This window comes from Hymenobacter glacialis, from assembly GCF_001816165.1.
GTDB classification, from domain to species: domain Bacteria; phylum Bacteroidota; class Bacteroidia; order Cytophagales; family Hymenobacteraceae; genus Hymenobacter; species Hymenobacter glacialis.
On record NZ_MDZC01000046.1, the window covers coordinates 1 to 22,565 of the forward strand.

Sequence of the window (22,565 nt, forward strand, 5' to 3'; positions counted from 1 at the left end):
GAAGGAGTACAACGCCAAGTTCATCGAGCGGCGGCTCAACCCCAAGAAGGGCCACCGCTTCCTGCCCTTCATCGTGCTCGTCATCGACGAGCTGGCCGACCTGATGATGACGGCCGGCAAGGAGGTGGAAACCCCCATTGCCCGCCTGGCCCAGCTGGCCCGCGCCATCGGCATCCACCTCATCGTGGCCACAAGCAGGCCATCCGTGTCTGTGCTTACAAAAAATATCAAGAATAATTTTCCGTGCCGAATTTCTTTTCGCGTTACCAGCAAAGAATCTTCGCTCCTTATTTTAAATGGTAGTGGTGCCGAGAAGCTTGTATCACCAGGCGATATGCTTTTTTCGGATGGCTCAGACCTTGTTTGGATTCAATGCGCCTTCATCGACACGCCGGAAGTGGACCGCGTCTGCGACTTCATCGGCGGGCAGCAGGGCTATTCCGACGCCTACCTGCTGCCCGAAGTGGCCGGCGCCGACGGCGACGCCGGCAGCGGCAACGAGGACATGGACCCCACCGAGCGTGACGCCATGTTTGAGGAAGCCGCCCGCTGCATCGTGCTGCACCAGCAAGGGAGCACCAGCCTGCTCCAGCGCAAGCTCAAGCTGGGCTATAACCGCGCTGGGCGCCTCATCGACCAGCTCCAGCACGCGGGCATCGTGGGCCCGTTTGATGGCGATAGGGCGCGGGACGTGCTCATTCCCGACGAGTACCAGCTTGAGCAATTGCTGAACACCATGAGCAAATAGGGGAGGGGCTGGCGAATCCTGTACGGTTCAGGCGGCCCCTTTCTAATTATTTTTGCCTGTGATGGGGTGAAAGTAGCACTTTGGCCGGGCGTTTGTTATACGAAATCCGTATCAGGCCATCAAAGTGTAGCTAACTCGCTTCAGTTCTTACTCCTTCTAATGAAAAAATCATTCTCTCTGCTCCTGCTCGCGGCTTCGTTGGCATTGCCCGCCGCTGCCCAGCAAGACCCCAAAGCAGGCAAAATTCTTGACCAAATGAGCGCCAAATACCAGGCGTTAAATGCTTTCCAGGCCACCTTTACCCAGACGCTAGAAAACCCCAGCGCCAAAGTGAAGCAGAACATCAACGGCGACATCACGGTGAGCGGCCAGAAGTTCCGGCTGAAAATAAGCGGTCAGGAGGTCATCAACGATGGCAAAACCACCTGGACGTATCTGAAAAATGAGAACGAGGTGAACATCTCCGATTCCGACCCGGACTCGCAGGACATGTCGCCTTCCCAGATTTATACCATGTACAAAAAGGGGTACAAGTACTCCTATGTGCAGCAGGTGCAGGAGGGCGGCGAAGCCATTGACATAATTGAGCTTTCGCCCGAAAACCGCCAGAATGACGTGTTCAAGGTGCGGCTTAAAGTACGCAAAAAGGATGCGTCGGTTAAGAGCTGGCAGATGTTCAAGAAGAACGGCAACCAGTATACCTTCCTCATTCGCAAGTTCCAGCCCAACCCACCTGTCGATGCCAGTTCATTTGCTTTTGATAAAGCCAAGTACAAAGGCGTGAAGGTGGTGGATTTGCGCTAATTATTTAGTTATTAGCTATTTGTTGTCGATTATTAAATTGATAATAATTGCGGCCCGCTTCGAAAGAGGCGGGCTGTTTTTATTTTGCGCGGTAGCCAGTTTTACCGCTGACAACGGACAACCAACAACTGACAACTAATTTGCGCCATGCGCGAAGATTTCCTCCACTACGTCTGGCAGCACCAGTATTTTGACAAGGCCGACCTGCGCACGGCCGCCGGCGAGGAAATCCAGGTACTGCGCCCCGGCCAGCGCAACGCCGACGCTGGGCCCGACTTCCTGAACGCCCGGCTGCGCCTGGGTGAAGTGGAATGGAATGGCGCCGTGGAAATTCACCTGCGCGCCTCCGATTGGGCCCGGCACAACCACCAAACCGACCTCAAGTACGACCAGGTAATCCTGCACGTAGTGGGCAGCCACGACGCCGACGTGGCCCGCACCAACGGCAGCCTGATTCCGGCGCTGGCCCTGCAGCCGCGCCTGCTGCCCGAGCTGCTGGCCCGTTACCAGGCCTTAGTAGAAGCCCCCGCCGCAGCGCCGCTACCCTGCGCGCCCCTGCTCAACCTGGTGCCCGAAATCACCAAAACCATGATGACGGAGCGCGCCTTGCTGGAGCGCATGGAAGGCAAAGCCGACGTCATCGCGGCCCTGCACCAGCACCTGGGCCAGGACTGGGAAGCCACAGCCTACCACGCGCTGATGGCTGCTTTTGGCTTTCAGAAAAACAGCGAACCGCTGGCGCGGCTGGCCAAGGCCGTGCCGCTGGCAGTGCTGCGGCGGCACCGGCACGACCAGCGGCAGCTGGAGGCGCTGCTTTTCGGACAGGCCGGGTTTCTGGCTGATAATGAGGAGACCATCAGCGACGACTACATCCAGGACCTGAAGCGCGAATACGATTTTCTGAGTCACAAATACAGCTTGGGGCCCACGGCCATGCGGGTGCACGAGTGGAACTACCTGCGGCTTCGGCCGGCAAATTTCCCGCCGGTGCGGCTGGGGCAGCTGGTGGGGTTGCTGCATGCCCGCCCGGCTTTGTTCGATGCGCTGCTCACGGCGGACAGTACCACCGCACTCACTGAGTTTTTCCAGGCCCCCACGCCGCAGTATTGGCGCACGCACTTCCGGCCCGGCCGGGCCGGCAAGGTACCTGCCCTGGGCAAGGCCAGCATCGCCTTGCTCATCACCAATGTGGTGGTGCCACTGCGGGTGGCCTACGCCCGCCACGTGGGCCAGCCCGCATTGGTCGAAAGTAGCCTGGCCTTGCTAAGCGAGCTACCGGCTGAGCACAACCAATACACCGACGTATACGAGGCCTTGGGTTTCACGCACCGCACAGCCGCCGACTCGCAGGGGCTGCTGGCGCTGCACAAAGGCTATTGCGCCCCACGCCGCTGCCTGCACTGCGCCATTGGCAGCCGCCTGGTGCAACAACCGCGCGTGGCCCGATGAAGGTAGCCCTGGCCATTTTGCTGAATATCGGCCTGCTGGCCGTGCTGCTGCCGTGGCTGCAGCGGCAGTGGCGCTGGGCCGGCCCTACGTGGTGGCGCTGGGCGCTGGTGTTGGGCCTGTGCCTGCGGCTGGGGGTTGGGCTTGCCCGTAACTGGACCCTCAAGCTGGATGCCGAGTACATGAGCTCCCTGGCCCGCGACGTGACTACGCAACTATGGACGAACCCTGCCGCTGCATTTCAAACCTTCACGCAGGCAGTGGTGATAATTCCCTATAAAAGCCTCAGCGGCGGTGTTCTTTACGATGCCGTGTTTCAAAGTACTTCCAATACGTGGATTCTCATTAAGATTCTGGCTTTGCTGAATTTGGGGTCGTTGGGTTTTGGCTGGATAAATAGTTTTTACATTAGCGTCTTTGCGTTTGTGGGGTGCTGGCAGTTGGTGCGCTGTCTGCGTTTGGTGCTGCCGGGCACTCCCGTAGGGGCGGGTGTAGTGGCTTTTTTGCTGTGGCCCACGGCATGGTTCTGGGCCACAGGCATCAGCAAAGAAGCTGTTTTGCTCGGGAGCGGTGCGTGGCTCACGGCCAGGGTACTGGGCCCCCTTTACGGTCCGACAGATACCCGGCCGCGCCGGTGGTGGCGCTCGGTGGGGTGGTGGCTGGCCACCGGCGTTTTGGCGTGGCTACATTTTCACCTGCGGTATTTTTTCGCCCTGCCGCTGCTGGGCGTGCTGGGAGCGGTGGCATTGGCTCGCGGTATTGCTCTGCTGGGCTGGAGGCACACGCGCATGATTCAGGGGACCGTTATTATCTCTGTGCTGGCGGCTGGTTTGTGGCTCTTGCCGCAGTTGAGTGTGGCTTTCAGCGTCAACAAGTTCACGTACCAGGTTATCAGGGTGTATTCCCACGAGGTAACGCAATCGGTGGGCAAGCCGCATATTGAATACCCCAACCTGCGGCCCACCATCGAAAGCATTGCCGCGCACGCGCCCTTGGCGGCCGCCAACAGCATCACCCGGCCGTGGTTGGGCGAATCCCGCCAGCCCTTATACATCATTATGAGCCTGGAAAATGCGGGTCTTATTCTACTAATTTTACTTGCCCTGGTGGCTGCCTGGCGCGGCAGAAGCGGCCACCTGCCTTTTGAGTTAGGCGTAGGATTGGCAGTGTTCTGCGTGGTATTGGCCATCTTGATTGGACTCACGACGCCCAACTATGGCTCCCTGAGCCGCTACCGCAGCGGGCTGCTGCCGTTCCTTGTGTTCCTGCTGCTGCAAAACGATTACGCGGCCGCGCTGCTACATCGGCTAGGGCTGCGGGAGATTACACCGCCCGTTCCAAGTTCTGTTGAGGGGCTTGCCGGGCCGGCGGCGTAACTTTGTGGCTCGTTCACCTGCTGCCCCAATTGCTTTTGCCGGGGCCCGAACGCTAAACAGACCAAGCTCCTCATGGAAAATCCCGTTATCATTCTTGGTGCCCAAACCGTTGGCACCGCCGCCCTCGATGCCTTTCTATCCAACGATGTAGTAGTGTATTGCCTGCTCGACGACGACAAGGCACTGCAAGGCACCGAACTACTCGATGTGCCCGTGATGGGCAACACCGACGACGGCGAGCTGCTGAAGCTGCTGGGCAAGAAATGCGAGGTTTTTGTAGCCACCGACGACACCGCCAGCCGCCGTAGCCTCACCCAGATGTTGCGCACCGAGTACGAAGCCGTACCCGTAAACGCCATTCACCACCGCGCCAGCGTGGCGCCGCACGCCACCCTGGGGCATGGTAACTACGTGGGTCCCAATGCCGTGGTTGCGGCCACCGCCACCCTGGGCGACGGCTGCCTGCTGGGCGCCAACGCCGTAGTAGAGGCTCGCGCTACCATTGGCGACTTTGCCCAGCTTGGCAGCGGCGCCCTGATTGGGGCCGATGCTTCAGTTGGGGAACAAGCCTTCATCGGGGCCGGTGCCGTGGTGGTTTCGGGCGTAAAGGTTGGCGATAAGGCCCGCGTAGGCGCCGGCTCGGTGGTCGTGTCCGATGTGGCCAACGGCCAGACGGTATTCGGCAACCCAGCGGTGAAAGTTTGAAAGAGTTAAGAGTTATGAGTTAAGAGTTTTCGTTCTTCCCCAACGCCGCTTTCAACCTTAATTCTTAATTTGCAATTTTTAACTCGTTATGTATCAGGTTCTACTTTACTACTGCTACACGCCCATCGACAACCCCGAACAGTTCCGGGATGAGCACCACCGCTTTTGCCTGGAGCTGGATTTGCGCGGGCGCATCATCGTGGCTGCCGAGGGGTTGAATGGCACCGTATCGGGCACGGCGAAGAGCTGCGCCCGCTACATGGCGGCGGTGAAAGCCGACCCGCGGTTTGCCACGCTGGAATTCAAAGTTGACGAGGTGCCGGCCCATACCTTCCAGAAGCTGCACGTGCGCGTGAAGCCGGAAATTGTGCACAGCAGCCTACGCCATGTGCGTCCCCACGAAAAAACCGGCCAGCACCTCTCACCCGAAGAGTTCAAAGCCCTGAAGGACCGCGACGACGTGGTGGTGGTGGACGTGCGCTCCGACTACGAATACAACCTCGGCCGCTTCAAGAACGCCGTGACGCTGGACATGGAGAACTTCCGCGACTTTCCAGAGCGGGTGGAGCAGCTGAAGCAATTCAAGGACAAGAAAATCCTGACCTACTGCACCGGCGGTGTCAAGTGCGAAAAAGCCAGCGCTTTCCTGCTCGAGCAGGGCTTTGAAAACGTGTACCAGCTGCACGGCGGCATCATCAAGTACGGCATTGAAGCCGGTGGCGAGGACTTCGACGGCCAGTGCTACGTGTTCGACAACCGCGTGGCCGTGGACGTGAACCGCGTCAACCCCACGGTTATTTCACGCTGCCAACACTGCCAGGAGCCCAGCAACCGCCTCGTGAACTGCGCCAATCCTCAGTGCAACGCCCACCTGTCGCTCTGCGAAGCCTGCGGCGAGCAGCTGCAGGGTGCCTGCTCCGCGGCCTGCGCCGCCCACCCCGACAAACGCACCTACGACGGCACCGGCGCGTATCCCAAACTCAGCAATCACTACAACCCCGCCCAGGGCCTGGCCTCTTATGCCAAGGCTTAATTAAAAATTTTGAGTTATAAATTAAAAATTCATTACTGCCTACTGTAGGGCTCCTATAGGCGGCAATTTTTAATTCATAATTACTAATTCATAATTACCAACTCCCTCCTATGATTCCTTCCTCCGAACTCATCCTGAATCCCGACGGCACCATTTACCACCTCAATCTGCTGCCAGACCACATTTCAGATACCATTCTCACCGTGGGCGACCCCGCCCGCGTGGCGCAGGTGAGCCGGCATTTTGATTCGGTGGAGTTCGAGACCACACACCGCGAGTTTGTGACGCACGTGGGCTACTACCGCGGCAAGCGCATCACCGTGCTGAGCACCGGCATGGGCACCGACAACATCGACATCGTGATGAACGAGTTGGATGCCTTGGTCAACATCGATTTTATGTCGCGCACAGTGCGCCCCGTGGAAGAACGCATCAACCTACGCATTATCCGGCTGGGCACCAGTGGCAGCTTGCAGGCCGATGTGCCCATCGGGGCCATGTTGGCCACTGAGTACGCCGTGGGCCTCGACAGCCTCATGCAGTTCTATCCGTTGATGGAAACCGGCCTGGAAACTGAAATTGCCACCGAACTACAGCAGGCAATTGGGCTGCCCTACGCCCCCTACGTGGTGCGCGGCTCCGACCTGCTGCGTGAGCAAGTGGGCGCGGGCATGGTGATGGGCAACACCCTCACGTGCCCCGGTTTTTACGGTCCGCAGGGCCGCGTGCTGCGCCTCGACCTGCGCCAGCCCGACTACATTGCCCGCCTGCAGAATTTCCGCCACGAGAGCGCAGAAGGCCAGTTCCGCCTCAGCAACTTTGAAATGGAAACGGCCGGCTACTACTCGCTGGGCCGTATGCTGGGCCACGAAGTACTTTCCCTCAACGCCATTGTAGCGAACCGGGCCACCGGCGAATTTGCCGAAAACGCTGGTGCCGTGGTCGATGCTATGATTGAGCGCGCCCTGCAGCGCCTCTAGTCACGAGCTGACGCCTCGCTTCTATAATTCAATACCCTAAATGATGCCGCCGCCAATGAACAGGCGGAAGCAGGCAATGAGGATGGCAACGCCGTTGAGCGTCATTCCGGTCTTACGTTTGCCAAAAGCGCCGATGATAAGGCCAACGATGGCAAAAATGAGGATAAACCAGTTGGCCCAGCCCAGAAACGGGAACAACGCCAATATGGCCAGCAGGAGGGCCACAATGCCCCAAAGCGTTGAAATGATATTCATTGGGAGAGTTGAGTTAAAACAGGCGCGGAGAGCTTCCTAATAAAAATCAAAGCCCAGAACGGCCCGCATGGGCAGCGAGCCGCCTGATTTGAGGGTGAGGTGGTCCGCATCGGCGGCCCAAACGGTGGTCGCCACGCGCTTGGTTCTGCCGTCGGCGGTCTGGAAATAGATGTCCAGCTTGCCGTGGTAGGCGTTGCCGAGCGTGGCGGCCCGGTCGGCATCGGCCCGGCGGCGGCGCTGCGCGGCTTCATCAGGCAGCACATCGTCGCGGCCGAAGACCATTGCGACAATATCTTCTTTCTCAACAATTTCGACGGTCGGCGAGGCGGGCAAAAAAGACATGGCGAAGGGGTTAAGCGAAAAGGTGGTGTTGCCAGATATGAACACATTCTGGACCTGTTCTATGAACGAAAATTAAGCCTGGCAGGCCGTGATTTTCTGCAAAATACTAGGGCAGTTCCGCCAGGAACTCCATGGTATCTACCCGGTCGGCGTACTCCTGCACCCCGGGCGATTGGGCCTGGCCGAACGGCAGGCTGCCGGCAAACCGGCTTCCGGCCGATACCACGCACTGCGTCCGGGCCGCAATGTCGGTGAGCTGGTCGACCAGGTCGATTTCACTTGTGTACTCGGCGTAGTGCACAACCGAGATGGGCGACACCAGGGCCGGGCTCTCCCGCAAAAGCAGGAAGCCGCTGTCGAAGTGAGGCACGCGGTTTACTAGTAATATGCTCTTGTTGTAGTCGTAGTTATTGTTGTATTTGTGGTGGTGGAGCACCCCTTCGTGGGGTTGCAGCGCATCCAGCAGGGGCACAAAGCTGTAGCCGGTGGGCACGAAGAGCTTGCTCACGTTGCGGCACCCCAGGCCGTAGTACTGGAAGATATCGGCCCCGAGGCGGGCCAGCTCTTCGTCGGTTTCCTGGCCCGTGAGCACGGCCACGCTGGTGCGGTTGCGCCGAATGAGATGAGGCTTTTTGCCGAAGTAAAATTCAAAGTAGCGGGCCGTGTTGTCCGAGCCGGTGGCAATAAAAGCGTCGGCCGCATTCAACCGCGGCAGGATTTGGATGAAGCCGGCGAAGCGGGGCTCCAGGCGCGTGAGTTCTTCGATGAGCCAGGTCATGAGCACGGTGTCGTCGGCGCTGAGCTTGGCCAGGAGCACATGGCCGCTGAGCAGCACGCACAGCAGGTCGTGAAAGCCCACCATGGGGATGTTGCCGGCCATCACCACGCCAATCTGGTGCACCGTTGTGGGCTCGGGGGGGTAGCGCGCCGCCCACTGGCGCAGGGGCTGCTCCGCGAGCATGTGGACCAGGCCCCCCACGGCAGCCGTCACGCTGGGCTCGTCAAACCAGGCATTTTGGTTGCGGGCCCGAGCCGCCAGCGTCGTGATTTCTTCGGGCAATAGGCTGCTGAGGCGGTGGCCCAGGGCCACAAAAGCAGCTAAACGTTCGGAATGATTCATAAGGAATAAAAGCAGGCCAAGAGACCGTAGTCTGGGAAAAAAGCAGGCACTTGCCCGGCAAAATTGGGCAAAACCATGCAAACCCCACCGCTGTTGGCTAATTTTGTACCACCAAAGAACGGCGCTGGCCGGGCGTTTTACGTAAAGCCAGCTAGTTCTCCTTTGGTTTACCCTCACTCCCTGACCCCCGACGCCCCATGGCCATCATGATAACCGACGAGTGCATCAACTGTGGTGCCTGCGAGCCGGAATGCCCCAACAACGCTATTTACGAAGGCGGTGCCCAGTGGCGCTGGGCCGATGGCACCACCCTGAAAGAGGTGGCTACTCCCGACGGCAGCACCGTGAACGGCACCACCCCGCAGACGCCGGTATCGGACGAGTACTACTACATCGTGTCTGACAAGTGCACCGAGTGCGTGGGCTTCCACGAGGAGCCTCAGTGCGCTGCCGTGTGCCCCGTCGACTGCTGCGTGGACGACCCCGACTATCGCGAAACCCGTGAGCGACTGCTCGAAAAGAAAGACTGGCTGCACATCGCCGCTTAAGAAATCAAAACCCGAAAAAAGCCCCGTAGCAATTGCTACGGGGCTTTTTTCGGGTTTAAACAGTTGGTAAAAGGGTTCTGCAAGAGCTATTGGTGGTAGCCTAATGGAGTGCCCATATCATGATTAGCAGGAAATAACCGAAGGTTCAGGACTCAAGTACCGCAATTAAAATATTTGTCGTAAGCTGATTCTGGAATCAGGTTCAGGCGGCTCATCACCTTAATGGGCCACCGGCACAGCCGGAGCAGCCGGTAGCTGTTGGGGTAGTCGTGAAAAGTTTTGGGGGGCGTGGCCACAATGGCCTCAAACTCTGCGCGAGTCAGGCCGAGGCGCTTGATGCATAGTGCAATGACCGCCTCGTCTTCAATGGAATTGATGCGCAAAACCCGGTCCAGGGCCACTTCCCGGCTCATTTGCCCCGAGCGCACCAGCGCCGAATAGTTGAAAAGGCGTCGGTCGATGCCAAACTTGACGCGGTTGAGGTAATAAATCACACTCTGGTATAGGTCATCGAAATAGTGAGCACCGGGATTTTTCCAGTCCAGTTCGCGGACCAGCAACTCGTCCACTTCGCTCCGCACGTAGTTTAGGTGGTACAAGAGGGTGACGGTTTTGATGCCCCGAATAAAAGCGTAGTACACCATCTCCTTAATGCCCAAGTTGAATCCGGGGTCGTTGGGTTGCCACGGGCGCAGCGGCACAGTGCCAAACTGCTTATGTACGGCGCGCAAGTACTTGCCATCCAGGAAATTCCAGCTGAGCGGCGCGATGCCTTCGGTGCGGAAAGATTGCCCGATAACTAGATGCTGCACGCCTTCCTTGGCCGCTACGCCATAGAGTGCGGTGGCAATACCGAGGTCGGTACCTTCTTCCATGTCAGGCACCGAGGCCTTTAGGAAAGCAATTTTCAGGTCCTTCGACTCGCGCCAGTCCGAGGTGATGGTGCGCAGCTCTACGTCCAGGCGCTGGCACATACGCAGCATGTTTTCACCGGCAATGGGGTTGCCAAAGCCGTCGTTGAAGTGCACGGCCAGCGGGCGCAGTTGCAGTTGGGTCACGCAATACCACAGGGTATAGGTGCTGTCGCGGCCACCGCTCACGCCCAGCACGCAGTCGTAGCGCCGGCCCCGGCCGGCTTTGCGCATATCGGCGGCCAGGCGCTGCACGGTAAGCCGGCCGGCTTCTCCCAGCGGGAAAGACGCATCGAGCCGGTCGTGCAGGTCACAGAAATTGCAGGTGCCCGTGGCATTGAAAGTGATGCCAGGAGCCGTGGTGTCCATAATGCACCGGGTGCAACGCTGGTATGTCGGGGGAGTGTGAGTTACAGCGGGCCGTTCTGCCGTGAGGATATATGTCTGCAATTGATAATGCTAAATCGGCTGCTGAGTAAAAGGCGGTAGCAGAATGGAAGAGTGAGGTGTTGACAATTAAAGCGAAGGCATTTTGTCGAAGTGGTACCCTTTGGCCTGGAGCATTTCGCCAATGGCTGTGCCGCGTTCGGGGCGGTGGGGCCGGGCCAGGTCGGCTACTATAAGTTGTCCTGCAAACTCATTAAAAGCCCCCTGGGCCTGCACGCCATTGGCATCCACGGCCAGTGAGCAGCCGATGCTCTTTTTACCCTCGTAAGGGCCGCCCACAATGTAGCCTACGGAAGTGGTTCCCACCACTACCACATTGTAGAGGTTTGCCAAAATGGAAAACGGCTTAATCCACTTTTCCTCGTAGGGGTCGTGTTCTTCGGTAACGGAGTAATCCACCGTCCAAGACGACGGCGCCAGAATAAACTCCGCACCCATTCGGGCCAGGGTATGGCCAATGGAGAGCCCATCGAGGTAATTATCGGCGCAAATATTTACGCCGATTTTACCCAGGGGTGTATCCACTACGTTCAACGTCTGGCCCACGGCATAGTAGGGGAGCTCCACTGCCAGCAGGTTTATCTTGTGGTATTTCACAATGATGTGGCCCTGCGGGTCGATGAGGATGGCAGCGTTGTAGTTGCGGCCATCGGTACCGCGCTCAGTGAGACCCGCGCATACGTACACGCGGTGCTGGAGCGCTGCCTGGCATAGTTGGTCACTGAAAACGCCCGGAATTGGTTGGGCTTCCGTCAGGGCGCTGGGGTGCGTCCAGGCAAAGTCGAGGGTTTCGGGCAGAAGCACAAGGTCGCACTGTTGGGCAGCAGCTTGCGCTATTTGCTCCACGGCCCGGGCTAGGTTCCGCATCGGCTCGCCACCTTCTACCAGCAACTGGCCCAGCCCAATGCGCATGGTGCCCAGCTGAACCGGCGCATCGGCAGCAATTGGAGCTGCTGGAGCAGATTTGAAAAAAGAAAAAAGCGAAGCCATCCGGGATTAGAGCGAAATAAGCGGTTTTGGATTCAAATTACAGTATTTGAATTAAACCTAAGGCACTAATTTTTGTCGCGTGGTCTCGGTAAAAGTATCAGTCTGCCATTCAGTTGATGTAGAATGCTGGCTGAATGATTCTGCATGGCGGATTGAATCTGATTCATGACTGATTTCTCCCTACTACCTCGGGTGAGTAAATTTTCTGTGCCGGGCCTGTATTGCCAGGCTGCCTGGGCCTCTGACGGCCCTGAACTATACCGTTTGAAGCTGCCAATGCTTAATGCCTTACTTACCGCCGCATAAGTTCTCGCGCAGACGTCGGAGGCCACTTTTCTAATGCCTATTTTTGGGGCTTCTGATTCTAGCATCATTTTATGTCCCTCGCCACCACGTACTCGCCCACCGACGTTGAAGCCAAATGGTACCAGCGCTGGCAGGAGCAGGGCTTTTTCAAGGCCACCGCCAATCCCAAAAAAGTCCCTTATACCGTCGTCATTCCCCCGCCCAACGTGACCGGCGTGCTGCACATGGGGCACATGCTGAATAATACCATCCAGGACGTGCTGGTGCGCCGGGCCCGCATGCAGGGCAAGGAAGCCTGCTGGGTGCCCGGCACCGACCACGCCAGCATTGCCACCGAAGCCAAGGTAGTGGCCCAGCTCAAGGAGCAGGGCATCGCCAAGAGTGACCTCACCCGCGAGCAGTTCCTGTCCCACGCCTTCGATTGGAAGGAAAAATACGGCGGCATTATCCTGGAGCAGCTCAAAAAGCTGGGCGCCTCCTGCGACTGGGACCGCACCCGCTTCACCATGGAGCCCGACCTGACCGACGCCGTCCTGCGCGTGTTTGTAGACCTCTACAACAAAGGCCTGATTTACCGCGGCGTGCGCATGGTGAACTGGGACCCCGAAGGCCGCACCGCCATCTCCGATGAAGAGGTGATTGCCAAGGACGTGCAGGCGAAGATGTATTACCTCAATTATGCAGTGGTAGGGCAGGAGGGCCAGTTCCTGACCGTGGCCACCTCCCGGCCCGAAACCATCATGGCCGACGTGGCCGTGGCCGTGAACCCCAACGACCCGCGCTATGCGCACCTGGCCGGCGCTACCGTGCGCATCCCGCTGCTGGGCCGCGAAATCCCGGTGATTTTTGATGAATATGTATCGATGGATTTCGGTACGGGTGCCCTGAAGGTGACGCCCGCGCACGACCTGAACGATTACGAGCTGGGCGTGAAGCACAACCTGCCCGTTATCGACATTCTGGCCGACAACGGCACGCTCAACGAAAAGGCTGTGCTCTACGTGGGCCAGGACCGGTTTGCCGCCCGCAAGCAAATTGCCAAGGATTTGCAGGAGGCCGGGCTGCTCGAAAAAATCGAGGAGTACGCCAGCATCGTGCAGACATCGGAACGCACCAAGGCCGTGATTGAGCCCAAGCTCAGCCTGCAGTGGTTCATGAAGATGGAGCACCTGGCCAAGCCCGCGCTGGACGTGGTGGAAAACGACACCGTGCGCCTTCATCCGCCCAAGTTCAAAAACATGTACCGGGCCTGGATGGAGAACGTGCGCGACTGGTGCATCTCGCGCCAGCTCTGGTGGGGCCAGCAGATTCCGGCCTATTACCTGCCCGATGGCACCTTCGTAGTAGCCCTCACCGCTGAGGCTGCCCTAGCCCAGGCCCGCACCCAGAGCGGCGACGCCGCCCTGCAGCTCAGCGACCTGCGCCAGGACGAGGACGTGCTCGACACCTGGTTTTCGTCGTGGCTGTGGCCCATTTCGGTGTTCGATGGCTTCAAGGACCCCGACAACGCCGACATTAACTATTTCTACCCCACCAACGACCTGGTGACGGGGCCGGACATCCTGTTCTTTTGGGTGGCCCGCATGATTATGGCCGGCATCGAATTCCGTCAGGAAGTGCCGTTCAAAAACGTGTACCTCACCGGCATCGTGCGCGACGCGCAGGGCCGCAAAATGAGCAAGCAGCTCGGCAATTCGCCCGACCCGCTGGACCTCATCGCCCAGTACGGCGCCGACGGCGTGCGCACCGGCATGCTGTTTTCGGCCCCGGCCGGCAACGACCTGCTATTCGACATAAAGCTGGTGGAACAGGGCCGTAACTTCTCCAACAAGCTCTGGAACGCCTTCCGGCTCGTGAAAGGGTGGGAAGCAGATGCCAAGCTGCCGTTTGTGAATGAAAAGGCCGTGCTTTGGTTCGAAGCCCGGCTACAAGCCGCCATCATCGAGCTCGAAGACCACTTCGAGAAATTCCGCATGAGCGACGCCCTGATGACGGTGTACAAGCTGGTCTGGGACGATTTCTGCGCCCTGTACCTGGAAATGGTGAAGCCCACCTACCAGCACCCCATCGACGCCGAAACCCTGCGCCACACCACGGCCTACCTCGAAACCCTACTCAAGCTGCTGCACCCGTTCATGCCCTTCATCACCGAAGAGCTGTGGCACGAGCTGGCCGAACGCGGCCCCCGCGAGTACGTGTGCGTGGCCCCGTGGCCCAAGGCCAGCGCGCCCGCCGCGCCCGCCCGCATCCTGGCCGATATGGAAAAATCGCTGGCCATCGTGGCCGGTATCCGCTCCGTGCGCAACCAGAAAAACATTGGCCCCAACAAGCCGCTGGCGCTGGTTGCCAAGACCGACGATGCGGCCCTGCTCGCCGAGTTCGACGCCATTATTCGTAAGCTGGGCAATATTTCTGAAATGAGCTTTGCCGATGCCGGCCCCGCCGCCTCAGTAAGCTTTGTACTGGGCGGGAGCGAGTTCTTCATTCCCCTCGAAGGCCATATCGACATGGCCGCCGAGCGCACTCGACTCGAAAAGGAGCTGGAGTACGCCCAGGGCTTCCGCGAATCGGTGCAGCGCAAGCTGGGCAACGAGAAATTCGCCCAGAATGCCAAGCCCGAAGTATTGGAAAAGGAGCGCCAGAAGCTAGCTGATGCTGAAGTGAAAATAGTGGCCCTGGAACAAGCCCTGTCGGCACTATAAGAAGTCATTTGAATGCAAAAAAAAGCCACTTCCTGTAACGGGAAGTGGCTTTTTGATTTTTAAGCGAGGTCATAAACGACGACCTTATTTCGCTACCTCACTGCTTGCTTTCTTCTGTAGCATAGCCAACTGGTTTTGCAGCTGAAAGGTGACCTTCTCACAGTCTGAAAAGCGCTGCTCAGACGTCTGCAGTGCCTTCTGAGTAACCGAAAGTTGCTGATACAAATAGCCAATTAACCCAAGTGCGAGCACCAGCGCGCCAATAACAAAAACGTTTTTCATTGTCCTTTCAAAATGATAAAAGAACGTCATGCTGAGTTTGCCGAAGCGTCTCTACTGCAATACTAAAATCGATTAGTAGCGTACCAGAGATGCTTCGGCAAGCTCAGCATGACGTGCTGATAATTGGCTTGGCCAGAATTAAATTGCCGTGTTCGGGTCGAATTGTTCGAGGTAATCGGCCACTTTACGCACGAACATGCCGCCCAGCGAGCCATCCACCACGCGGTGGTCGTAGCTGTGGCTCAGGAACATGAACTGCCGCACGCCAATCAGGTCGCCCTGCGGCGTCTCAATCACGGCGGGCTTTTTCTTGATGGCACCCACGGCCATGATGGCTACCTGCGGCTGCATGATGATGGGCGTGCCCATCACGTTGCCGAAGGAGCCCACGTTGCTCAGCGTGTAGGTGCCGCCTTCGAGGTCGGCGGGCGTGAGCTTGTTGGCCCGGGCCCGGTTGGCCAGGTCGTTCATCTTCTTGCTCAACCCGTTGAGGTTGAGTTGGTCGGCGTTGTGAATGACCGGCACAATCAAGTTGCCACTGGGCAGGGCCACGGCCACGCCAATGTTGATGTCGCGCTTCTTGATGATGTAGTCGCCATCAATCGACACGTTTATCAGCGGGTAATCCTGAATGGCGCGGGCCACGGCCTGAATGAAGAGGGGCGTGAAGGTGAGGTTCTCGCCCTCGCGCTTCTTGTAGGCGTCCTTGTGCTTGTTGCGCCAGTTCACCAGATTGGTCACGTCGGCTTCCACAAAGCTGGTGACGTGGGGCGAAATGCGCTTGGAGTCCACCATGCGCTGCGCAATCATCTTGCGCATGCGGTCCATCTCAATCAGCTCCTGGCCGCCGCTTACGCTGGGCACAGGTTTCACGCTGGCTGCTTGCGGGGCCGCCGCCTGGGGTTTTGGTGCGGGGGCAGCAGGTGCTGCGGCCGCGGCCGGTGCGGCTGCTGCAGGAGCCGCGCTGGCCGTGAAGGGCTGCTTGCCGCCAGCCACGTAGTCCAGAATGTCTTTTTTGGTCACGCGGCCCTCCTTGCCAGTGCCGGGCAGGTACTCCAGGTCCGTCATGCTCACGCCTTCTTCGCGGGCAATGCTGAGCACGAGCGGAGAGAGAAAGCGGCCGGGCTGGTGCTCGGCACCTCCTCCGGTGGCAGCGGCTTCGGAAGGCACAAAGGGCACAGCGTTACCATTGCTCGAAGCGGCAGGAGCAGCTTGCGGAGCAGCGGGGGCAGCGGCCGGCGCAGGGGCACCAGCAGCCGCCACGTCGGTTTCCATGATGGCGATGGGCGCGCCCACGGCCACTACCTGGCCTTCCTGCACCAGAATTTCCGTCAGCACGCCCGCATAGATGGCGGGGACTTCAGTGTCAACCTTATCAGTGGCCACTTCCAGTACTGATTCGTCCTGCTCAATGGTGTCGCCAATTTGCTTGAGCCACTTCAGGACGGTGCCTTCCATGATGCTTTCGCCCATTTTGGGCATCGTCATTTCCACTCGTGCCATATAGGAGGGGTATTTTGGGAGTTAAGGTGGGATGGGAATTTGGTGGCACAAAGGTAGCCAGAAAGCTGAACGCCCCCGGCGCGAAGCGGCGGGGGCGTTTCAATCAATATTTTCATTCATCACATCCTGCGCGGTGCGGTGGAAGTGCTTGCGTTTCAGCTTCCGGCGTATGCCCGGTGGAATGGAACCACCGGCCCGGTAATGCCGAACAATGGCGGCCTCGTTCTCGGCGCTGAACTCACTGGCCCGCGCGGCGCCTACCAAAAGGAAGACGGTACTACCCAGGTAATCCGGTTTCTTATCAACGTTTACGAAACGACTTGCGCTCTGCTGGACGTAGCCAGTGGTGCTGGCCGCGCTGTCTGCCGCCGCCAACCAGCCGTTGCCTCTGCCGCGCTTCTGATAAAACAGCTTGCGAACCGCAAAAACAGTGTCACGGCCTTGACTGAACGCTGGCAGGGCCAAGCTCATCAATAAGAATATCCCCCAGTATTTTTTCATGCAGGAGCTTTTTGGCGGCGAGGTCAATGGCGTAAGTGGTAGTGCCCATGGCTAGCTCTGAGGTTGCACATCCTTGCCGGTTTTGCTCAAAAAAACAAGTCGTTTCGCGCACAAAGCTGTCATAATAGCCTGAACGGTACCTTAGAAGGTGCCAGCCGCCCTTGCTACTCCACAGTAATAACCGGGAGCCCTTCCTCCATCAAGTCGCCGCCGGTAGTGGCGGCCTCCTGCCGGAACTTCGAGAAGCAAATGGTGCGATTCGACGCGAACCGGTTGGTGGGGTCGTTGATGATGACCACGTTCTCAAACGTGCCAAACTCCTTGCCCTCGTACATCAGGCTTTGCTTGATGCCCAAGTCAGGCTTGTTCACCACGTTCACGTAAATGGACCGGCCCACCGCTTTTGGTCCCGGCTTGGCGTAGAGCACCAGGGTTTCGATGCTGCCCTCGCAGCTGTCGGCGCAACTACCAAGCAATAGCGAAGCACTGAGGCAAAGCATCAATCGAAGTGAATTTTTCATGACCAGAATGAAAAAGCGTAAACGGCTGCGCCTAACCATGAGTGGCTAGGCGCAGCTGTCAAATCAATTTTTAAATCTTAAATCGTCGAGAAATCAAACGACTGCTCCAGAAACGCCGTCGTGAAATTGCCTTCGTTAAACTGAGCGTTATCCATCAGCGCCAGGTGGAAGGGAATGGTCGTTTTCACGCCTTCTACCACAAATTCGCTCAGGGCGCGCTTCATTTTTACGATGCACTCCTCCCGGGTTTGGGCCACGGTGATGAGCTTGGCAATCATCGAGTCGTAGTTGGGCGGGATGGTGTAGCCCGCGTACACGTGCGTATCCACGCGCACGCCGTGGCCGCCGGGAATGTGCAGGGTCGTGATTTTGCCGGGCGCCGGGCGGAAGTTGTTGCGCGGGTCCTCGGCGTTGATGCGGCACTCCATGGCGTGCATCTTCGGGAAGTAGTTTTTGCCCGAAATCGGGATGCCGGCCGCCACCTTGATTTGTTCCTTGATGAGGTCGTAGTTGATGATTTCCTCTGTCACGGGGTGCTCCACCTGAATACGGGTGTTCATCTCCATGAAGTAGAAGTCGCGGTTGGCATCCACTAGAAACTCAATCGTGCCCACGCCCTCGTAGCCAATGGCCGAAGCGCCCGCAATGGCCGCCTTGCCCATCTTTTCCCGCAGCGCATCGGTCATGAAAGGGGAGGGCGCCTCTTCCACCAGCTTCTGGTGGCGCCGCTGAATGCTGCAGTCGCGCTCCGAGAGGTGGCACACGTGGCCGAACTGGTCGCCCACAATCTGCACCTCAATGTGGCGGGGCTCCACTACGAATTTCTCCAGGTACATCCCGTCGTTGCCAAAGGCCGCCTTGGACTCCGTCCGGGCATCGTCCCAAGCCTTCTGGAATTCGTCGTCGGAGTGAATGATGCGCATGCCGCGCCCGCCGCCCCCGGCCGTGGCCTTGATGATGACGGGGTATTTGATTTTATTGGCAATTTTCTTGCCCTGCTCCACCGAATCCAGCAAGCCCACCGAGCCGGGAATGCACGGCACGCCGGCCTTTATCATGGTGGCTTTGGCCGTGGCCTTGTCGCCCATCTGGTTTATCATCTCGGGCGAAGCCCCGATGAATTTGATGCCGTTTTCGGCGCAGATACGGGAGAATTCCGCGTTTTCTGACAGGAAGCCGTAGCCGGGGTGAATGGCGTCGGCGTTGGTGATTTCAGCTGCCGAAATCAGGCTCGGCATGCTCAGGTAAGACTGGGCCGAAGCGGGTGGGCCGATGCACACGGCTTCATCGGCAAATTTCACGTGCAGGCTTTCCTTGTCGGCAGTCGAGTACACGGCCACCGTTTTGATGCCCATTTCCTTGCAGGTGCGGATGATGCGCAGGGCAATTTCGCCCCGGTTGGCGATGAGTATTTTCTTGAACATGGATGGTGGGGTCTTGGGAACTTAGGGTCTTGGGAACTTGGTTTTTTGCGCCTTTAGGAAGGCGTTAAAAAAAGCTTGGGAACCTGAAGGAGGGTTTTGCGCCCTACGGCGTGCAACCAAGTCCCCAAGTCCCCAAGCTCCTAAGTGCCTGTTATTCTATCAAAAACAACGGCTGGTCGTACTCAACGGGAGTCGCGTTTTCCACCATTGACTTCACAATGCGGCCGCTTTCCTCGGCTTCAATCTCATTGAACAGCTTCATGGCTTCGATGATGCAGATAACCTGGCCTTTCTCCACCATGTCGCCTACCTGCACGAAGGCCGGCACATCAGGACCGCTGCTGCGGTAAAACGTGCCAATCATCGGGGCTTTCAGGGGGCGGTGGGTGGCACTTGCTTCGGCCGCAGGGGCAGCGGCTGCTGGGGCAGCGGCTGCTGGCGCGGGCGCCGCGGCAGCTACCGGAGCGGGCGCTTGGGCAACGGGCGCCGCCGCGCTCATCACGTGCTTGGTAGTGGGGTCGCGCTGTACCGAAATCTTAAACTCTTCGGTTTCAATATTGACCTTGTTAAGGCCCGATTTGGCGATAAAATCGAGCAACTCCTGTAATTCTTTGGCTTTCATGGCAGCGTCCTTTTTGGGCGAATTTGACATTTGATTAGCTGCTAGCATTTAGCTGCTAGCTGTCGGCTTTATTTGGAGTATCAGCTACTGGCTAAAGGCTATTTAACGCGCTCTACGTAGCTGTAGTCGCTGGTTTTGATGCGAATCTTGGTGTCCGTATCAATAAACAGCGGCACTTGTATGCGCGCGCCGGTTTCTACCGTGGCCGGCTTCAATGTATTGGTGGCGGTGTCGCCACGCAGGCCGGGCTCGGTGTAAGTCACCATCAGGTCAACGGTAGTGGGCAGCTCGGCCGTTAGCGGCATCTCCGTTTCGGCGTGCATGAGAATGGTCACCTCCTGGCCTTCCTTCATCAGGTCGGCAAAAGGCAGCATGGCTTCGGGAATCACCACCTGCTCGAAGGTCGCGTTGTCCATGAAGTTGTAGCCGTAGTCGTCCTTGTACAGGAACTGATGGGGGCGCTGCTCCACGCGGGCAGTTTCCACCTTCACGCCAGCGTTGAAAGTGTTGTCGATGGTGCGGCCGGTTTTGATGTTGCGCATTTTGGTGCGCACAAACGCGGGGCCTTTGCCGGGCTTCACGTGCTGAAACTCGGTGATGACGTGCAGCTCGTTGTTGTAATTGAGAACGAGGCCGTTGCGGAAGTCGGCGGTACTTGCCATTGGGTTGAAGCTTTTAGCCGATAGCCGTTAGCTATTAGCTTGTTGGGTGGGAATGTTTTACTGCTGTTAACGAACAGGTGTTGGCCAACGGCTGCTTTTTTGAGCAAAGAAAAGGGCTGCCAGCTTATAGCAACTAGCTAACGGCTTTGTAGTCGTAGGCCCATTTCAGGTAAATGGAACCCCACGTGAAGCCGCCTCCGAAGGCCGCCAGCACGAGGTTGTCGCCGCGGTTCAACTGGCTTTCGTAGTCGGCCAGGCACAGCGGAATAGTGGCGTTGGTGGTGTTGCCGTAGCGGTCTATGTTGAGCATCACCTTATCGGGGCCCACGCCCATGCGGTTGGCGGTGGCATCAATGATGCGCTTGTTGGCTTGGTGCGGCACCAGCCACGCCACGTCGTCGTTGCTGAGGTGGTTGCGTTCCATAACCTGCGCGGCCACGTCGGCCATGCTCTTCACGGCAAACTTGAACACCGTGGCACCCTCCTGGTAAAGGTAGTGCTCCTTGTTGTCCACGGTGGCGTGCGACGGCGGGCGTCGGCTACCCCCGGCTTTCTGGTGCAGGTAGGCCTCGCCGCTGCCATCGGTGCGCATCACGTGGTCGAGCATGCCGTAGCCTTCGGCGTTGGGCTCCAGCAGCACAGCCGCCGCGCCGTCGCCGAAGAGGATGCAGTTGGCGCGGTCGGTGTAATCCACGATGGACGACATCTTGTCGGCGCCCACTACAATTACTTTCTTATAGGTGCCGGCCTGAATGAACTGGGCCGCCGTTACCAGCGAAAACAGGAAGCTGGAGCACGCCGCGTTCAGGTCGTAGCTAAACGCCTTGGTGATGCCCACGCCGTTGGAAATGATGTTGGCCGTGGCCGGAAACAGTACATCGGGCGTGGTAGTGGCACAAATAACCAGTTCAATATCCTCCGGATTGGTCCCGGTCTTGTCCAGAAGCTGCTGCACCGCCTTGATGCCCATAACGGAAGCGCCCTGGTTTTCTCCTTTCAGAATGCGCCGCTCCCTAATGCCGGTCCGGGACAAAATCCACTCATCGGTGGTATCTACCAGTTTTTCAAGCTCGGCATTGGTAAGCACATAGTCGGGCACGTAAGCACCCACGCCGGTGATGGCAGCAGTAATCTTCATATGGGCAAAAGTAGGCGGGGCAAGCGAGAAATGGGCAAAGCAGAATAAAAAAGCGCAACCAACGCGCCCGTTTTGCCCTAAGGAGATAAAAGAGGTTGAGGAAAAAAAATCCGGCCGAAGCCGGATGTTTTTCTCAGCCTAAGCAAGCAGCTACGACTTAAAAGTAGCTTTTATTTGGTCGACAATCCCGGATTCGGCCATGGTGCAGCCCTGCACCAGCATGTTGCATATGGCCAGCGGCGTACTCCGGCCGTGGCCGATAATGGCGTTGTCGTTGATGCCCAGAATAGGGGAGCCACCCACGGCCTCGTAGTTGAACTTGTCAAAAAACGGGTCGTGCATGTTCTTATCGTCCAGTATCTCGTAAATGGATTCCGCCATTTTCAACAGGATGTTGCCCGTAAAGCCGTCAACCACCACCACGTCGGCCTTTTCGTTGAACATGTCGCGGCCTTCCAGATTACCCACAAATTGAATGCGCGGGTTGGCCTTCAGCAGTTGGTAAGCGGCCTGGGTGTTGGGGGTTCCTTTGGCTTCTTCTTCCCCCAGGTTTACCAGGCCAACCTTGGGCCGTTCGATACCCAGCACGTACTGGGCGTAGAGCGAGCCCAACTCACCGAATTGCTCCAACATCTCGGGCTTGCATTCGGCGTTGGCGCCCACGTCGAGTAGGATGCCCATTTTATCTTTTTTCTTGGGGACGAAGTTGGCAATGGCGGGGCGGATGACACCGGGCACGGCCTTCACCGTAAACATGGCGCCTACGAGCATGGCCCCGGTGTTGCCAGCCGAGCAAAAGGCTTCTACCTCACCTGACAAAAGCAATTTATAACCAATGGCAATGCTGGAATCCTGCTTTTGCTGGAAGGCCTTGGCGGGATGCTCGGCCATTTCAATGACCTGGGAGGCGGGCACAAATTCGAGGGCAGTACCTGCGGGGCCGGCGGCCTCAAGCAGGGGCCGCACGGCATCTTCCTGGCCAATGAGGACGATGGTGGCCCGGCCGGCTAGTAGTTCGGCGGCCATCACGGCACCCGCCACGGCGGCTTGGGGGGCAAAATCGCCGCCCATTGCGTCGAGGGCTATTTTCATGTAAAAGGTGTTTGGGGAAGTCAGGTGAAGGGTGGTAACCAAAAGTCCGGCCTCGCTGGCTTACAAAAGCGCGAAGCCGGACCGTAAGGTACCGCGAATTAACAACC

23 protein-coding genes are annotated in these 22,565 nt (G+C 58.1%); 9 read left to right on the forward strand and 14 right to left on the reverse strand.

The annotated features are described in order from the left end of the window. From BEN48_RS04515 to BEN48_RS04545, 7 genes are all read left to right on the forward strand, one after another. On the forward strand, positions 1–748 hold a 748-nt coding region (locus BEN48_RS04515), incomplete at its 5' end, for a DNA translocase FtsK (protein ID WP_141764579.1). A gap of 159 nt (positions 749–907) precedes the next feature. Continuing rightward, entirely contained in the window at positions 908–1,552 is a 645-nt protein-coding gene (locus BEN48_RS04520; protein WP_070733348.1) for a LolA family protein, read from the forward strand. Positions 1,553–1,699: 147 nt separating this feature from the next. Then, positions 1,700–3,001 carry a DUF2851 family protein gene (locus tag BEN48_RS04525; RefSeq protein WP_070733351.1) on the forward strand — a complete coding sequence of 434 codons (1,302 nt, stop codon included), beginning with the start codon at positions 1,700–1,702 and terminating at the stop codon, positions 2,999–3,001. After that, positions 2,998–4,374 carry a hypothetical protein gene (locus tag BEN48_RS04530; protein ID WP_070733353.1) on the forward strand — a complete coding sequence of 459 codons (1,377 nt, stop codon included), beginning with the start codon at positions 2,998–3,000 and terminating at the stop codon, positions 4,372–4,374. Before BEN48_RS04525 ends, BEN48_RS04530 begins: the two co-directional genes overlap by 4 nt. A 72-nt stretch (positions 4,375–4,446) precedes the next feature. Continuing rightward, entirely contained in the window at positions 4,447–5,079 is a 633-nt protein-coding gene (locus tag BEN48_RS04535) for a NeuD/PglB/VioB family sugar acetyltransferase (protein ID WP_070733355.1), read from the forward strand. A gap of 88 nt (positions 5,080–5,167) precedes the next feature. After that, positions 5,168–6,112 carry an oxygen-dependent tRNA uridine(34) hydroxylase TrhO gene (gene trhO, locus BEN48_RS04540; protein WP_070733357.1) on the forward strand — a complete coding sequence of 315 codons (945 nt, stop codon included), beginning with the start codon at positions 5,168–5,170 and terminating at the stop codon, positions 6,110–6,112. Positions 6,113–6,222: 110 nt separating this feature from the next. Continuing rightward, complete coding sequence (locus BEN48_RS04545) at positions 6,223–7,092, forward strand: nucleoside phosphorylase (RefSeq protein ID WP_070733359.1); 870 nt, start codon at positions 6,223–6,225, stop codon at positions 7,090–7,092. A 36-nt stretch (positions 7,093–7,128) separates the two neighbouring features. On the opposite strand, the gene BEN48_RS04550 is transcribed toward BEN48_RS04545, so the two are convergent. From BEN48_RS04550 to BEN48_RS04560, 3 genes are all read right to left on the reverse strand, one after another. Further along, positions 7,129–7,347, reverse strand: coding sequence for a hypothetical protein (locus BEN48_RS04550; protein WP_070733361.1), 219 nt, complete (start codon positions 7,345–7,347; stop codon positions 7,129–7,131). Between the two features lie 36 nt (positions 7,348–7,383). Continuing rightward, positions 7,384–7,689, reverse strand: coding sequence for a hypothetical protein (locus BEN48_RS04555; RefSeq protein WP_070733618.1), 306 nt, complete (start codon positions 7,687–7,689; stop codon positions 7,384–7,386). Positions 7,690–7,795: 106 nt separating this feature from the next. Beyond that, positions 7,796–8,809 carry an acyl-CoA reductase gene (locus tag BEN48_RS04560; protein WP_070733362.1) on the reverse strand — a complete coding sequence of 338 codons (1,014 nt, stop codon included), beginning with the start codon at positions 8,807–8,809 and terminating at the stop codon, positions 7,796–7,798. A 197-nt stretch (positions 8,810–9,006) separates the two neighbouring features. Here BEN48_RS04560 and BEN48_RS04565 point away from each other — a divergent pair, with 197 nt between their 5' ends. Then, complete coding sequence (locus BEN48_RS04565; RefSeq protein ID WP_070733364.1) at positions 9,007–9,357, forward strand: 4Fe-4S dicluster domain-containing protein; 351 nt, start codon at positions 9,007–9,009, stop codon at positions 9,355–9,357. Between the two features lie 152 nt (positions 9,358–9,509). On the opposite strand, the gene BEN48_RS04570 is transcribed toward BEN48_RS04565, so the two are convergent. Both BEN48_RS04570 and BEN48_RS04575 read right to left on the reverse strand, forming a co-directional pair. Continuing rightward, positions 9,510–10,718, reverse strand: coding sequence for an N-acetyl sugar amidotransferase (locus tag BEN48_RS04570; RefSeq protein WP_262490078.1), 1,209 nt, complete (start codon positions 10,716–10,718; stop codon positions 9,510–9,512). A 66-nt stretch (positions 10,719–10,784) separates the two neighbouring features. Continuing rightward, positions 10,785–11,705: a carbon-nitrogen hydrolase family protein gene (locus BEN48_RS04575; protein WP_206599819.1), complete on the reverse strand. Its 921-nt coding sequence runs from the start codon at positions 11,703–11,705 to the stop codon at positions 10,785–10,787. Positions 11,706–12,082: 377 nt separating this feature from the next. Here BEN48_RS04575 and BEN48_RS04580 point away from each other — a divergent pair, with 377 nt between their 5' ends. Then, on the forward strand, positions 12,083–14,713 hold the full coding sequence (locus tag BEN48_RS04580; protein WP_070733368.1) for a valine--tRNA ligase: 2,631 nt from the start codon (positions 12,083–12,085) through the stop codon (positions 14,711–14,713). Between the two features lie 84 nt (positions 14,714–14,797). On the opposite strand, the gene BEN48_RS04585 is transcribed toward BEN48_RS04580, so the two are convergent. The 9 genes from BEN48_RS04585 to plsX all read right to left on the reverse strand — a co-directional run bounded on the left by BEN48_RS04585 (position 14,798) and on the right by plsX (position 22,458). Next, a complete protein-coding gene (locus BEN48_RS04585) occupies positions 14,798–15,025 on the reverse strand; it encodes a hypothetical protein (protein ID WP_125932475.1) in 228 nt (75 codons plus the stop codon). A gap of 108 nt (positions 15,026–15,133) precedes the next feature. Next, the gene (locus BEN48_RS04590) at positions 15,134–16,498 is read right to left on the reverse strand and encodes a dihydrolipoamide acetyltransferase family protein (RefSeq protein WP_070733370.1); all 1,365 of its coding nucleotides are present in this window, start codon (positions 16,496–16,498) and stop codon (positions 15,134–15,136) included. 99 nt (positions 16,499–16,597) lie between these two features. Further along, entirely contained in the window at positions 16,598–16,999 is a 402-nt protein-coding gene (locus BEN48_RS04595) for a hypothetical protein (RefSeq protein WP_070733372.1), read from the reverse strand. A 164-nt stretch (positions 17,000–17,163) separates the two neighbouring features. Then, complete coding sequence (locus BEN48_RS19605; protein ID WP_241502175.1) at positions 17,164–17,520, reverse strand: hypothetical protein; 357 nt, start codon at positions 17,518–17,520, stop codon at positions 17,164–17,166. A gap of 77 nt (positions 17,521–17,597) precedes the next feature. Beyond that, positions 17,598–18,944 (reverse strand): acetyl-CoA carboxylase biotin carboxylase subunit, encoded by a 1,347-nt coding sequence (accC, locus tag BEN48_RS04605; RefSeq protein ID WP_070733378.1) that lies wholly within the window; start codon positions 18,942–18,944, stop codon positions 17,598–17,600. A gap of 151 nt (positions 18,945–19,095) precedes the next feature. Then, the gene (gene accB, locus BEN48_RS04610; RefSeq protein ID WP_070733382.1) at positions 19,096–19,566 is read right to left on the reverse strand and encodes an acetyl-CoA carboxylase biotin carboxyl carrier protein; all 471 of its coding nucleotides are present in this window, start codon (positions 19,564–19,566) and stop codon (positions 19,096–19,098) included. Positions 19,567–19,664: 98 nt separating this feature from the next. Beyond that, positions 19,665–20,228: an elongation factor P gene (gene efp / locus BEN48_RS04615; RefSeq protein WP_070725634.1), complete on the reverse strand. Its 564-nt coding sequence runs from the start codon at positions 20,226–20,228 to the stop codon at positions 19,665–19,667. A gap of 133 nt (positions 20,229–20,361) precedes the next feature. Next, a complete protein-coding gene (locus BEN48_RS04620) occupies positions 20,362–21,366 on the reverse strand; it encodes a beta-ketoacyl-ACP synthase III (RefSeq protein ID WP_070733384.1) in 1,005 nt (334 codons plus the stop codon). 150 nt (positions 21,367–21,516) lie between these two features. Beyond that, the gene (gene plsX, locus BEN48_RS04625) at positions 21,517–22,458 is read right to left on the reverse strand and encodes a phosphate acyltransferase PlsX (RefSeq protein ID WP_070733386.1); all 942 of its coding nucleotides are present in this window, start codon (positions 22,456–22,458) and stop codon (positions 21,517–21,519) included. Between the last annotated feature and the right edge of the window lie 107 nt (positions 22,459–22,565).